Genomic DNA, 13,679 nt, shown 5'->3' on the forward strand with positions numbered 1-13,679 from the left:
CCATAAAAAAAGACCTGTGAAGAAAGATCAAGAAGATCTGTTCACAGGGCTTTTATTCGTTCTATTCTTCGTCTTCTTGATCTAAGAACGTATTTAACGTTTCTTCAATCATGTCCCACTCTTCATCCGTTTCAATCGGCTCTAGCTCGCCATCTTCACCGTCTTCATTCGGTGTGAAGCTTGATGCATGAATTTCAATTTCCTCATTGTCTTGCTCAGAAATTGGGTAGTAAAGAACATAAGATTTGTTAAAATGGTCGCTTTCAAAAGTAAATAGTACTTCGCAAAGCTGTTCATTTCCATTATCATCAACGATTGTAATTTGCTTTTCTCCGTGTTCCATTTGATTCACCTCATTTTAATTTAAGCTGTCTAAATATCCTTGCAGGATCATGACAGCCGCCATTTTATCAATGACTTTTTTACGCTTTTGTCTGCTCACATCTGCAGAGATGAGCATTTTTTCCGCTGCCATTGTTGACAGACGCTCGTCCCAAAGCACAACAGGAACATTGTACGTGTTTTCTAGCACTTTCGCAAATGATTGGCTGGCTTCGCCTCTAGGACCGACCGTACCGTTCATATTTTTTGGAAAGCCAAGTACAATTTTATCCGCTCCGTATTCCGCTATGATCTCAGACAGGCGGCTGAGACCAAAGTCTCCGCCTGCTTCATCAATTTTAATTGTTTCAATCCCTTGCGCTGTCCATCCCATTTCATCACTGATCGCAACACCAAGGGTTTTCGTGCCTAAATCTAAGCCCAAAATTCTCATGTTTTACGCCTCTTTATGTGTCTCTAAGTACGATTTAACCAATTCCTCAATTAATTCGTCTCGTTCTAGTTTACGAATTAGGTTGCGTGCATCCTGATGTCTTGGAATATAAGCAGGGTCGCCTGACAGCAAGTATCCGACAATTTGATTGATCGGGTTGTATCCTTTTTCTTGGAGTGCGTCATGAACTGTAATGAGCACTTCATTCACATTGGTTTCAGCTGAATCATCAGAGAAGTTAAACTTCATTGTCTTATCAAATGAACTCACTGCTTCTTGCACCTCTCTTCCAACATTCTACTAGCAAGCTTTTTTCTAACCGCTCATCTAATACCATTATTCTACACTACATTGCCTGATTATAAAACGGATTTGACAGATTCTTCGACAGTTGCCAGTGCTTCTTCAAGCTTTTCTGGTTGTTTTCCGCCTGCTTGTGCCATGTCTGGACGTCCGCCTCCGCCTCCGCCGCAGATTTCAGCTGCCTGCTTCACAAGCTTCCCTGCATGCAGACCTTTTTCGATCACGTCTTTTGTTACTCCTGCTGAAATGTTTACTTTTCCGTTTTGAACGGCTCCCAGGACGATGACAGCTGATCCTAATTTAGCTTTTAAGTCATCAACCATTGTTCTTAAATGGTTCATGTCTTTAGCATTTACTTTTTCAGTTAATACTTTCACTCCGCCAACTTCTGTCACCTTCTCTAAAATAGAGCCTGCTTCTGCTTGGCTTAATTTCGCAAGGAGAGATTCGTTTTCTCTTTGAGCCTCTTTTAAATCTGCCTGTAATGAAGCAATCCGTTTTGGTACATCCTTCGTATTTGACTTCAGCTCACTTGCTGCCTGCTCTAAAATCGCCAGCTGGTCATTTAATTCTTCATAAGCACCTTTACCAGTCACAGCTTCAATACGGCGTGTTCCAGCACCAATACCCGACTCAGATGCAATTTTAAACAAACCGATTTCCGCAGTGTTTTGCACGTGACAGCCGCCGCATAGCTCGATGCTGTAATCGCCCACTTGGACAACACGCACGATATCGCCATACTTCTCGCCAAAGAGCGCCATTGCACCCATTTCTTTTGCTTCAGCAATTGGTTTCAGGTCAATGGCAACAGAGATGCCTTCCCAAATTTTTTCGTTGACGATTTTTTCAATTTGAGACAATTCTTCTTTCGTCACTTGTCCAAAGTGAGAGAAATCAAAGCGAAGTCTGTTTTCATTTACCAATGAACCTGCTTGGTTTACGTGGCTTCCTAATACATCTTTCAGCGCCTGATGCAGCAGGTGTGTCGCTGTATGGTTTTTCACAATCCCTTTTCGAAGAGCTGATTCCACTTCTGCAGTGACCTCGAGACCTTTTTGAGCCGTACCGCTTACGACGACTCCTTCATGGACATGCTGACCGTTTGGCGCTTTTTTCACATCTTTGATCTCAATGATGGCTTCTGCACTTTTTAGTGTTCCTTTATCCGCTACTTGTCCGCCGCTTTCCGCATAGAAAGGCGTTTCATCTAACAAGATTTGCACCGTGTCTCCTTCATGTGCTTCAGAGACAAGTTCACCATTTTGAAGCAATTCGATAATGCGAGTTTCCGCAGTTAAATTTTCGTAGCCAACAAAGGTACTTTCCACTTTAATATCGCCTAAAGCGCCGCCTTGAACCTGCATACTGCCGACATCTTGTCTCGCATTTCTTGCCCGTTCACGCTGCTTCTCCATTTCCGCTTGGAAGCCTTCTCGATCAACTGTCATGTTTTCATCTTCTGCGTATTCTTCCGTCAGCTCGACAGGGAATCCATACGTGTCATACAGCTTAAATACATCTTCACCTGAAATCTGTGAGCTGCCTTTGTCTCTTTCTTTTTTGATCACTTCTGACAAAATAGCTAACCCTTCGTTCAGTGTTTCGTGGAAACGTTCTTCTTCGTTTTTGATGACTTTCGCAATAAATTCTTCTTTTGCTTGTACATCTGGGTAGAAATCCTTCATGATCTCAGCAACAACTGGCACTAGATCATACATAAACGGACGGTGGATATGGATCGTTTTTGCATAACGCACAGCGCGGCGCAGCAAACGTCTTAATACATATCCGCGGCCTTCATTGGAAGGAAGCGCACCGTCGCTTACAGCAAAGGCAACTGTCCGGATATGGTCAGCAATGACTTTAAATGCTGTATCTTTTTCCTTCGCCAAACCATAGCTTTCTCCAGAAATGGTTTCGACTGCACGAATAATCGGCATGAAAAGGTCTGTATCGAAGTTCGTTGGCACATTTTGAATGACAGATACCATTCGTTCAAGGCCCATCCCTGTATCAATGTTTTTCTTCGGCAGTGGGGTGTATGATCCATCTGGATTATGGTTGAATTCAGAGAACACGAGATTCCATACTTCTAGATAACGCTCGTTTTCTCCGCCTGGATATAGTTCTGGATCATTCATGTCGTCACCGTATGATTCACCGCGGTCATAGAAAATTTCTGTATTCGGTCCGCTTGGGCCCTCGCCAATATCCCAGAAGTTGCCTTCAAGACGGATAATACGTTCTTCAGGCACACCAATTTTATCTCTCCAAAGGATATATGCTTCTTCGTCCTCTGGGTGGACTGTCACAGATAACAAATTCGGATCAAAGCCAATCCACTCTTCACTAGTGAGGAATTCCCACGCCCATTCAATGGCCTCTTCTTTAAAATAATCACCAATAGAAAAGTTGCCAAGCATTTCAAAGAACGTGTGATGACGTGCTGTCTTCCCTACATTTTCAATATCATTCGTACGAATCGATTTTTGCGCGTTGCAAATACGCGGATTGTCAGGTACGACGCGGCCATCAAAGTATTTTTTTAATGTGGCCACCCCACTGTTGATCCATAAAAGTGTCGGATCGTCATGCGGTACAAGTGACGCACTCGGTTCTACAGCATGTCCTTTTTCTTTAAAAAAGTCTAAAAACATTTGACGTACTTGAGCTGAAGTTAAAGTTTTCATTCAAAAATCCTCCCTTATATTCATCAATCTCCACACAAACGAAAAAACATCCCGCCCTATGCAAGCACAAAACGACTTACACAGGGACGAGATGTTCTCGCGGTACCACCCTGATTATAGACAAATTCGTCTATCACCTTCACATCCGATAACGCCGGAAGAGAGCGGCAGTGTTTATCTGCACTCGGGACTAGCTTCCGTTAAAGGTCTGATAAGGCTTTTCTCAGCAAATAAAGCCTCTCTCTGCAACAGCTTTTTAACGTACTCGGGTCCGTCATTGAATTTCAATATGTATGAATCGAAATTATTATAGACAACTCGGCTCGTCTTGTCAATGAACGCTTCGTCTCATCAGGATATATTGCACAATGATCACCCTGATAATCGCAGCTGCTGGTACGGCTAAAATCATCCCAATTAAGCCAAACAGCTCCCCTCCTGCAAGCAAGACAAGCATAATGACGACAGGATGCATATGAAGACTTCGTCCTACAATGATCGGGCTGAGGACATTGCTCTCTAAAAATTGCAGCACCGCTACTGTGATCAATACGATGATGACCGATTTCACTGAGATGGTAAACGCAATAAAGATGGCAGGCACTGCGCCAATTATCGGTCCAAAATACGGAATCACGTTCGTTGCTCCTATCAGCATGCCAAGAACGAGCGGATACGGGATATGAAAAAGCCAGAGCACAATGGCTGCTGCACCCCCGATTAAAGAACAGACAAGCAGCTGCCCTCGAATATAATCACCAAGCGATTCATCCACTGCTTTCACAAAGGCATGCCCCCTCTTCCTAAATGACGGCGGCGTTAAATACCATGCCGCCCGTTTCATCGTACTCATGTCTTTTACCATATAAAAAACAAGAAAAGGAATAAGTGCTGCAACTAAAGCGTAATCAAATAAAACTTTACAGCTAAGAATCATCCGCTCAGCGCTATTGGCTGCATATGTCTCCGATTGAACAATGAAGCGGTCCAAGCGGTCATGAAGTCCGTCAGGCCAGTGGCTCGTATGATGATGAATATGTGATAAAGCGCCATTATACGTTTCAGCGATGACAGGAATTTGTTCTGACAGCTCATTTAACTGTGCGATCATAACAGGCGCTCCTTTATATACCGCAAAACCAATCCCGCCAAAAAACAGGACATAGATGAGTAAGAGACTGACTGTTCTCGGCAGCCCTCGTGCATGCAGTCTTTCCACAATCGGATAAAGCAGATAAGAAATAAAAATAGCGATGAGAAGCGGAATGAGAACCGCCTTCAGCAATAAAAAAACAGGCATCCATAACTCGTCGAGCTGCAGTAAAATGAGCAAGGATGCAAGGACAAGCAGAACCCCTGCAGCATATATCAGAAATTGGATCGGACGTTTCTTCACCTTTTTCACCTCTTTTCTTATTGTTTAACCATTTTCTGCAATTATCCACGTAAATAAAATTTGTCCTAACTTTGTTAAAAATGAATACACATGAAACATACAGCTCCATCCAAAGTCACTGTTTGCTGTAAAATCTCGTCAGAAAATATTCCATCATTTACTTCTTTTTACACAAGTTGTGCTAGAATCCACTTTAGCTTTAGCCAATGAAACACAAGAGGAGGTTCTTCATGATCACATTCGAAGAAGTCAACAAGCATTATGGCCAGTTCCATGTACTTAAGGACATTAACCTACATATTCAAAAAGGGGAGGTTGTTGTGATCATCGGTCCTTCAGGGTCTGGTAAAAGCACGATGCTCAGGTGTATCAATCGTCTTGAAAGCATTGATGCGGGAAAAGTTCTCGTCAACCAAGTGTCTGTTCAGCATCCGAAGACCAACATCAATCTTGTCAGGCAAAATATCGGAATGGTCTTTCAGCATTTTCACCTCTATCCGCATAAGACGGTGCTTGAAAACATTATGCTTGCGCCGATGAAGGTCAAAAAAGTGAGCAAGGAAGAAGCAAAGGAAACAGCTGAATTTTATTTAAATAAAGTCGGCATTCCTGAAAAGGCAGACACCTACCCTTCACGACTCTCGGGCGGACAGCAGCAGCGCGTTGCCATTGCAAGAGGGCTTGCGATGAAGCCGGAGGTGATGCTTTTCGACGAACCGACATCTGCACTTGATCCAGAGATGATCGGCGAGGTATTAGATGTGATGAAGCAGCTGGCTCGTGAAGGCATGACCATGGTTGTCGTCACACATGAAATGGGCTTTGCCCGCGAAGTGGCTGACCGCATTGTCTTTATTGATGAAGGCAGAATTCTTGAAGAATCAACACCGGCTGCATTTTATGAAAAACCGCAAGAGAAACGTGCTCAATTATTTTTAAGCCGTATATTAAATCACTAGGGGGAATGGTTTGATGAAAAAAATGAAACGCTTTGGCCTGCTGCTCTTTATGACTTGCTGCATCGCCGCTTTGGCTGCTTGTGGATCTACTGAAAAAGGCTCAACTGATGCGAAACAAGGAAGTTCTTTAGAAGCCATTAAGAAAGACAAAAAAATCATTTTCGGTGTAAAAAATGACACACGTTTATTCGGTCTAAAAAATCCGAGCAGCGGTGATATTGAAGGATTTGATATTGACATTGCAAAAGCCATCACAAAGGAAATACTCGGCGATGAAGGAAAAGCAGAATTTAAGGAAGTGACATCTAAAACAAGAATTCCTTTGCTTCAAAAAGGGGATATCCATGCGATTGTTGCGACCATGACAATTACAGAAGAGCGTAAAAAAGAAGTCAATTTCTCAGATGTTTACTTTGAAGCAGGACAATCACTGCTTGTGAAAAAAGGAAGCGACATTCAATCCATTGATGATCTTAAAAAAGGAACGAAGGTGCTGGCCGTGAAAGGATCTACTTCTTCTCAAAATATCCGTGAGAAAGCACCTGAAGTATCCGTATTAGAATTTGAGAACTATCAAGAGGCTTTTACAGCTTTAAAATCAAATCAAGGGCAAGTGCTGACAACTGATAATGCGATCTTATTTGGTATGGCAGATGAGGATTCAAATTACGAAGTCGTCGGCGGCACCTTTACAGATGAGCCTTATGGCATTGCTGTGAAGAAAGGGGATCAAGAATTAACAGATGCGATCAATAAAGCTTTAAAAACGTTAAAAGACAATGGAGAGTATGACAAAATTCTTAAAAAATGGATCAAAGAATAACATTTGTTTCGTCAAGATCAATGCCTCAGGTGAGCCGCTCAAAGGCTCCCCTGTTAATCAGGAAGGAAGTGAACTGATTGCTGCGGTTTTCCATTCTCACTGAAAATGTTCATCTTTATTTAGAAGGCTTTAAATATACCATTGGTGCAAGTGTCATTGCTCTGATTGGAAGCTTTTTGATCGGTACACTCATTGCCATTATGAGAATTGCGCCATTTAGGCCGCTCAACTGGTTCGGAACGGCTTATGTTGAATTTATTCGGAATATTCCGTTATTATTGATCACCTTTGTTTTCTTCTTTGGTTTACCGGTGCTGGGTATTGTAGCAGATGGCTTTACTGCTGGTACGATTGCTCTTGCCATTTATACGTCTGCCTTTATTGCTGAAGCCATTCGTGCAGGGATACAAGCTGTACCGCTCGGACAAATGGAAGCAGCCCGCGCCTCAGGTCTGTCATATGGCGGGACGATGCGGTATATCATTTTGCCGCAGGCGATTAAAATCGTCATTCCCCCTCTTGGGAATCAATTTATTAACCTTGTCAAAAACTCCTCGATTTTAGGTGTCATTGCAGGGTTTGATCTCATGTATCAAGGAGACCTTATTGCGTCTAGAACATTTGTGACGTTTGATGTCTACATCTTTGTTGCGATGTTCTATCTGCTATTAACCATTCCGCTCAGTTTAGGTGTTGGTTATTTAGAAAGAAGATTAGCAAGAAGCCACTAGAAAGGAGGAAACATCATGGATTTTATAGGTGCCTACCAGCCTGATCATCTCGCCTTTTTACTTGAAGGATTTGCTGTCACCTTAAAAGTGGCTTTTATCTCCATCATTTTGAGCTTTATCATTGGATTAGTCGTTGGCACATTACGGTTCGCTCAAATACCGATTTTATCGAAGGTGCTTGCGGTAGTTGTAGAAACCATTCGGAACCTGCCACTTTTACTGATCATCTTTTTCACGTATTTTGCATTGCCTGAAATCGGCATCAAGCTAAGCATCACAGCCTCTGCCATTGCGGCTTTAACTGTGTTTGAATCCGCGATGCTGTCAGAAATTATTCGGAGCGGCCTTAAATCAATTGATAAGGGCCAGATCGAAGCAGCCAGGTCTTCTGGTTTAACCTATATTCAAACATTGAAAATGATTATTATGCCGCAGGCCCTGCGCAGAATGGTGCCGCCAATTGTCAGTCAATTCATATCTCTTTTAAAAGATACGTCGCTTGCCGTTGTCATTGCGCTTCCAGAATTATTGCATCACGCTCAAATATTAAACGGTCAAAGCCAATCCTATTTACTGCCGATTTTCCTATTGGCAGCTATGATGTATTTTGTCGTCAATTTCAGCTTATCCATTCTTGCAAGACGATTAGAATACAGGCAGGCATAAAAAGAACATCCGCTCTTGGCGAATGCCAGCGTATAGACCGGTTGGCTATCACGCTGAAAAAAACAAAGGGCTAAAATGAAGATCATTTTAGCCCTTTTTGTTTACATCATTCTCATAACACGTTTTCTTAGCTTTTTCATATCCCGCTTTGATGGCATATCATATCGGCTTGCAAAATGATATGCGAGTGCACCTGCACCAAGCGTTAATAGTGAAGAAGTCATTTTGCCCATTCGAAATTCCCCCTTAACACTTATAGTTGAATTGAACGTTCATCGTCACTAAACAGATCATCTAAGCTGCTTAGTGTCCCATCTTCCTCCACTTGGTGTGTAGATATTTTGCCTTTTGACAGCGTCAATTCAATAAAACAGCCCCAGCAATAATATTGATTGACCCCAATTTTTCCGATGTCTTTACATTTGCAATTTGGGCAAATGAGCATAATCAGCACCTCTTTACGTTCGGTTTAGAACCAGTGCTTCCTTTTGAACGTTCATCAAGGTTCCGGCAGCCTGCAGCTGTTTCCGAATCCCTGATAGCTCTGTAAAGAAGCCGTCCGAGAGTTCATATGCTACGATTGTGCCCGAATTTGAGCAAAAGTATACATCTTCCAAAATGCCTAAATTTTCACCATCAGGCGACTGCAACATTTTCTTTTTTAATTTCGAAAATAACAAGAATGGAGCAGAGGAATCCATGCCCACTCCCTCCTGGCAGCTCACATACAAACCTTTGTCTGTCAGCTGATCAAAAGCAGAAAATGGAACGAGTGCACAGTCTTTCTTTTTCCCCTCTAACACATATCCTCCGCAGCTGCCTCCGGCTAAAAAGCAAATATCTTTTATGGAACCAAGCGATTGGGACAGCTCATCTGTATAGATCGTCATTCCTTCAAGTTCTCGGCATGTTCTCAAAATGTGCTCAACCACCTTTTGCGGAACAGTCTTATCGTGTGCGTTTGCTTCATGACTCATACGAAGAAATGGCTTCCATGAACGGAATGGGTGAAGTTCTTTTCACGCTGAAAAGAAGACAAAGGGCTAAAATAAAAATCATTTTAGCCCTTTGTCAACAATCTGAACCTTCTACTCATGCATAAAATCAAACGGAGTGATTCCCTCCATGCCAATATTTGCGTCATGTACGCTAAACGGAAGCTCTTTTTGGAGTGCTTCAAGTTCTGCATCCATGATTTGTTCGGTTTGCACTAGCCGCATCGTTAAGGACGTTTGTCTGAGGGAATCCTCATTGTTTTTCACGCCCCACTCCAGCGCTGATTCCTCGCCGCACAGTATTAAAAACTTTTTACTGCGTGTAATGGCTGTGTACAGTAGATTCCGCCGAAGCATTCGGTAGTAGCTCCTGACGACTGGCAGCACAACAATCGGGAATTCACTTCCTTGTGATTTGTGAATAGAGCAGCAATAAGCATGTGTAAATTGATGAAAATCTTTTTTTGTAAAGGTGATTTCATTTCCATCAAAGGAGATCACAGCCATGTCTTCTTTTTCTGTATTTTCTTTTGCATAAAAAATCGAGACAATTTCACCGATATCGCCGTTAAAAATGTTGTTCTCCGGCTGATTCACAAGCTGAAGCACCTTATCACCTGTCCGGTACACCACATCACCAAACGGGATTTCTCTGCCCTTTGGTTTTTTAGGATTCAAAATGTGCTGCAGCATTTTGTTGAGCTCATTGATGCCTGCTTTTCCTTTATACATCGGTGCCAGCACTTGAATATCCTTTGCCGAAAACCCTTTTTGAGCAGCATTGCTGACAACTTTCTCAATGACTTCTTTCATTTGATCAGCTGAACACTGAATGAAGGACCGATCCTTTGAGCGTGCAGTGATATCCTTTGGCAGCACACCATTTTTCATATCATGTGCAAGTTCAACAATGGTTGAGCCGTCTGCCTGCCGGTAAATATCTGTCAGGGTAACAGCCGGCACGGCTTTTGAGGCAAGCAAATCCCGTAAAACTTGGCCTGGTCCGACAGATGGCAGCTGATGTTCATCCCCTACCATAATCACTTGGATATGATCAGGAATGGCTTTAAACAAATGATTCGCCAGCCAAATATCCAGCATACTTGATTCATCAATGATGACAAGCTTTCCTTCAATCGGCTGTTCCTCATCATGAGAGAAGCCCTCCGAACCATTCCAGCCTAGCAGCCGGTGAATGGTGACAGCTGGAAGCCCTGTTGATTCTGTCATCCGTTTAGCCGCCCGTCCAGTTGGTGCCGCAAGCACAAATGGGAAGGATTCATCTTTTTTATAATCACTCGGATCAAGAGAAACACCGTGAAGATCACTGTAAAGCTCGACAATTCCTTTAATGACCGTCGTCTTCCCTGTTCCAGGCCCGCCTGTTAAAAGCAGCATCGGGGACATGAGTGCCTTTTGAATCGCTTCCTTTTGTGTCGGTGCATATTGGACGCCTAACCGCTCCTCCAGCTCGCCAAGTGCCAGCAGGAATTCTGATTCAGGAAATTGATCTGCATATTCTGTTTGGGAGACGATTTTTTGAATGCGTTTGGCGACACTTTGCTCCGCATAAAATAAAGATGGATGATAGCAGCGGTCATCTTCAATGATCATTTCTTTTCCTTCGCCAAGTGCAATGATCTGATTGGCAACATCCATTTCAGTCACTTTGTAATCATTGCCGGTTTGGTTGAGCAGCTTGCGGGTTTCGACGATCAAATCTTTCGTTTGTATGTACGTATGACCGTCCTGTAGACTGGCTGTCTCCACTGTATATAACAAGGCGGCGCGAATCCGTTCTGGGTCATTTCCTGAGATGCCTGTTCTAGCGCCAAGCTCATCCGCCTTAATAAACCCGATTCCCTCAACATCCTTAACGAGCTGATAGGGATTTTCCTCGATTTTCTGCAGCGTTTCACTCTCGTATACTTGGTAAATCTTCATACTGAGCTGCGGACCAAAGCCATACTGATTCAGGCTGATCATGATTTGTTCCAGCCCTTGATGCTCCTGAAGCGCTGCGGCAAGCTTATCCGCCTTCTTTTTTGATAAGCGCGGTACATCATACAAAACAGCTGGGTCACGCATAATCTTATGAAGCGTCTGATTGCCAAGCTGCCCCACGATTTCTTCAGCGGTCTTTTTTCCTATCCCCTCAAATAAATCACTTGAGAGATAATGTATGATGCCTTGCTTCGTTGTCGGTACTTCCTTTTGAAAATGAGTGGCCTGAAACTGTTCACCAAATTTCGGATGGCTTGTGACTTTGCCATAAAAGGTGTAGGTTTCCTCCTCATGAAGTGCGGGGAAGTAGCCTGTGACAGATGCTGTTTTTTCCTCTAAGTTTTCCGATGTTTCAATGACTTTCACCTTTAACACCGAGTATAAATTACTTTCATTATGGAAAATAACGGCTTGAATGGTCCCCTTTAAAAACGGTTCGTCCTCAAGCTTCATTTGATCTGGATGTTCCTGCACAGGTCTTCCCTCCTTCCATCTATTCTGCCTCTTGAATCAGCTTTTGCGCATGTAGTGCCAGCATATGGTCAGGCTGCACGTCAATGGCTTTACCCAGCATCTCAAGTGCTTCGTCTTTTTTCTCTAAGTACGCATACGCAACCCCTAAATTATAAAAGGCATCTGCATGCTGCGGATCACGCGTGATGACTTCAGTAAAAGTTGTCACCGCTTCTTCCAGCATGTGTTCATTGGCTAAACACATGCCAAATTGGAATCTTGCTTCATTATCCTCTTCGTTTAGTTCAACGGCACGCTGAAGATATGGCATCGCAAGCTTTGGCTGCTCTAATTTGATGAGCGTCTGCCCAAGCATATAAAACAAATCACTATTTTCCATGCCGGCTTTTAGTGCTTGTTCAAAATAGTCTTTCGCTTTCATAAAGTCTTCTTTTAATGTATATACATTTCCTGCTCCGTAATAGGCTGCAGCTGCGGTATGATCAAGTTCAATTGCTTTTTGAAAAAAGTTTAAAGCACGTTCAAATTCATTGATACTTGAAAGTAAGTTCGCAAAGTTAATATATGGAACCGGATCCTTCGGGCTTTCTTCGATCGCTTTTGTAAAAGCTTCAGCTGCTTTTTCGATATTCCCTTGATTCAAGGCTTCTATGCCGATTTCGTTATGATTCATTCGCTCTCTCATCCTTTCATTAAAAAACCTCAACAGCGACGTTGAGGTTTTGAAACATGCTACACATACGACAGCTTTTGACCATCTTTGAAGACATCGTCAATTGTACCGCCGCCAAGACATTCGTCGCCATCATAAAAAACAACCGCTTGTCCCGGGGTAACAGCACGAACAGGTTCATCAAAGATCACCATCGCTTCTTGCTCACCTGTCATTTTGACCTTCACATGGTGATCTTCTTGACGGTATCTGAATTTTGCTGTGCAAGTTAATTCACCGTTTTCTCCGACAATATGAGGACGAGTCCAGCTGATATTAACGGCTGAAATGCTTTCAGAGTATAAAAGTGGATTGTGGAAGCCTTGTTCAACAAACAAGATGTTTTTCTCCAAGTCTTTTCCAACGACAAACCAAGGATCACCGCTGCCGCCAATGCCAAGTCCTTGGCGCTGACCGATCGTGTAATACATCAGTCCATCGTGCTCCCCTTTTACTTCTCCGTCCATTGTCTGCATCACACCAGGCTGTGCAGGCAAATATTGACTAAGGAACGTTTTAAAGTTTCTTTCTCCGATAAAGCAGATACCAGTTGAATCTTTTTTCGCTGCTGTTGCGAGCTCTGCTTCTTTAGCTAATTCACGAACCCTTTTTTTCTCTAAATCACCGATTGGGAACATGACTTTATCAAGCTGTTCCTGTGTCAGCTGATTTAAGAAATACGTTTGGTCTTTGTTTGCATCAAGACCTCGCAGCATTTTAACTTCATCACCAGTTCTATCAACACGAGCATAGTGTCCTGTTGCCAAATAATCCGCACCAAGTGACAATGCATGCTCAAGGAATGCCTTGAACTTAATTTCTTTGTTACACATGACATCTGGGTTTGGCGTTCTGCCCGCTTTATATTCATCAAGAAAATATTGAAACACTTTGTCCCAATATTGCTTCTCGAAATTCACTGCATAATAAGGGATTCCAATTTGGTTACATACGCGGATGACATCCTCATAGTCTTCCGTTGCTGTGCAAACACCATTTTCATCAGTGTCATCCCAGTTTTTCATAAATATGCCGATGACATCATAGCCTTGCTCCTTTAACATAAGAGCGGCAACTGATGAATCGACTCCTCCGGACATACCGACCACAACTCTTGTATCTTCTGGTCTTTTTGTCATCTTCATCAA

General features: G+C 42.9%; 15 protein-coding genes and 1 other annotated feature. Of the genes, 4 read left to right on the plus strand and 11 right to left on the minus strand.

The features are described from left to right. Positions 1 to 61: 61 nt before the first annotated feature. The 5 genes from NSS76_RS12370 to NSS76_RS12390 all read right to left on the minus strand — a co-directional run bounded on the left by NSS76_RS12370 (position 62) and on the right by NSS76_RS12390 (position 5,167). Complete coding sequence (locus NSS76_RS12370) at positions 62 to 343, minus strand: DUF1292 domain-containing protein (RefSeq protein WP_024423112.1); 282 nt, start codon at positions 341 to 343, stop codon at positions 62 to 64. Positions 344 to 358: 15 nt separating this feature from the next. Further along, on the minus strand, positions 359 to 775 hold the full coding sequence (gene ruvX, locus NSS76_RS12375; protein WP_024423113.1) for a Holliday junction resolvase RuvX: 417 nt from the start codon (positions 773 to 775) through the stop codon (positions 359 to 361). A gap of 3 nt (positions 776 to 778) precedes the next feature. After that, positions 779 to 1,045: an IreB family regulatory phosphoprotein gene (locus tag NSS76_RS12380; RefSeq protein ID WP_008358522.1), complete on the minus strand. Its 267-nt coding sequence runs from the start codon at positions 1,043 to 1,045 to the stop codon at positions 779 to 781. An 89-nt stretch (positions 1,046 to 1,134) separates the two neighbouring features. Beyond that, positions 1,135 to 3,771: an alanine--tRNA ligase gene (gene alaS / locus NSS76_RS12385; protein WP_041118103.1), complete on the minus strand. Its 2,637-nt coding sequence runs from the start codon at positions 3,769 to 3,771 to the stop codon at positions 1,135 to 1,137. Between the two features lie 79 nt (positions 3,772 to 3,850). Beyond that, positions 3,851 to 4,058 (minus strand) — a binding site (T-box leader). A gap of 44 nt (positions 4,059 to 4,102) precedes the next feature. Then, complete coding sequence (locus NSS76_RS12390; RefSeq protein WP_044331701.1) at positions 4,103 to 5,167, minus strand: AI-2E family transporter; 1,065 nt, start codon at positions 5,165 to 5,167, stop codon at positions 4,103 to 4,105. A 230-nt stretch (positions 5,168 to 5,397) separates the two neighbouring features. Here NSS76_RS12390 and NSS76_RS12395 point away from each other — a divergent pair, with 230 nt between their 5' ends. From NSS76_RS12395 to NSS76_RS12410, 4 genes are all read left to right on the plus strand, one after another. Then, on the plus strand, positions 5,398 to 6,126 hold the full coding sequence (locus tag NSS76_RS12395) for an amino acid ABC transporter ATP-binding protein (protein WP_024423116.1): 729 nt from the start codon (positions 5,398 to 5,400) through the stop codon (positions 6,124 to 6,126). Positions 6,127 to 6,139: 13 nt separating this feature from the next. Next, a complete protein-coding gene (locus NSS76_RS12400; RefSeq protein WP_103131897.1) occupies positions 6,140 to 6,949 on the plus strand; it encodes a transporter substrate-binding domain-containing protein in 810 nt (269 codons plus the stop codon). Positions 6,950 to 7,026: 77 nt separating this feature from the next. After that, positions 7,027 to 7,680, plus strand: a complete 654-nt coding sequence (locus NSS76_RS12405; RefSeq protein ID WP_024423118.1) for an amino acid ABC transporter permease — start codon at positions 7,027 to 7,029, stop codon at positions 7,678 to 7,680. Between the two features lie 15 nt (positions 7,681 to 7,695). Next, positions 7,696 to 8,346, plus strand: a complete 651-nt coding sequence (locus NSS76_RS12410) for an amino acid ABC transporter permease (protein ID WP_024423119.1) — start codon at positions 7,696 to 7,698, stop codon at positions 8,344 to 8,346. A 101-nt stretch (positions 8,347 to 8,447) separates the two neighbouring features. On the opposite strand, the gene NSS76_RS12415 is transcribed toward NSS76_RS12410, so the two are convergent. The 6 genes from NSS76_RS12415 to mnmA form a co-directional block, all read right to left on the minus strand. Next, positions 8,448 to 8,579: a YrzQ family protein gene (locus tag NSS76_RS12415; protein ID WP_003216198.1), complete on the minus strand. Its 132-nt coding sequence runs from the start codon at positions 8,577 to 8,579 to the stop codon at positions 8,448 to 8,450. 20 nt (positions 8,580 to 8,599) lie between these two features. Continuing rightward, positions 8,600 to 8,791: a hypothetical protein gene (locus NSS76_RS12420; RefSeq protein WP_003216308.1), complete on the minus strand. Its 192-nt coding sequence runs from the start codon at positions 8,789 to 8,791 to the stop codon at positions 8,600 to 8,602. A gap of 13 nt (positions 8,792 to 8,804) precedes the next feature. Then, positions 8,805 to 9,323, minus strand: coding sequence for a PRC-barrel domain-containing protein (locus tag NSS76_RS12425; RefSeq protein ID WP_051170124.1), 519 nt, complete (start codon positions 9,321 to 9,323; stop codon positions 8,805 to 8,807). A 111-nt stretch (positions 9,324 to 9,434) separates the two neighbouring features. After that, positions 9,435 to 11,819, minus strand: a complete 2,385-nt coding sequence (gene recD2 / locus NSS76_RS12430; RefSeq protein WP_024423121.1) for an SF1B family DNA helicase RecD2 — start codon at positions 11,817 to 11,819, stop codon at positions 9,435 to 9,437. 19 nt (positions 11,820 to 11,838) lie between these two features. Continuing rightward, entirely contained in the window at positions 11,839 to 12,492 is a 654-nt protein-coding gene (locus NSS76_RS12435; RefSeq protein WP_025092425.1) for a tetratricopeptide repeat protein, read from the minus strand. Positions 12,493 to 12,551: 59 nt separating this feature from the next. Continuing rightward, positions 12,552 to 13,670 (minus strand): tRNA 2-thiouridine(34) synthase MnmA, encoded by a 1,119-nt coding sequence (gene mnmA / locus NSS76_RS12440; RefSeq protein ID WP_024423123.1) that lies wholly within the window; start codon positions 13,668 to 13,670, stop codon positions 12,552 to 12,554. Positions 13,671 to 13,679: the final 9 nt, after the last annotated feature.

Source organism: Bacillus sp. FSL R5-0654 (genome assembly GCF_038008745.1).
Classification (GTDB): Bacteria; Bacillota; Bacilli; order Bacillales; family Bacillaceae; genus Bacillus; species Bacillus safensis.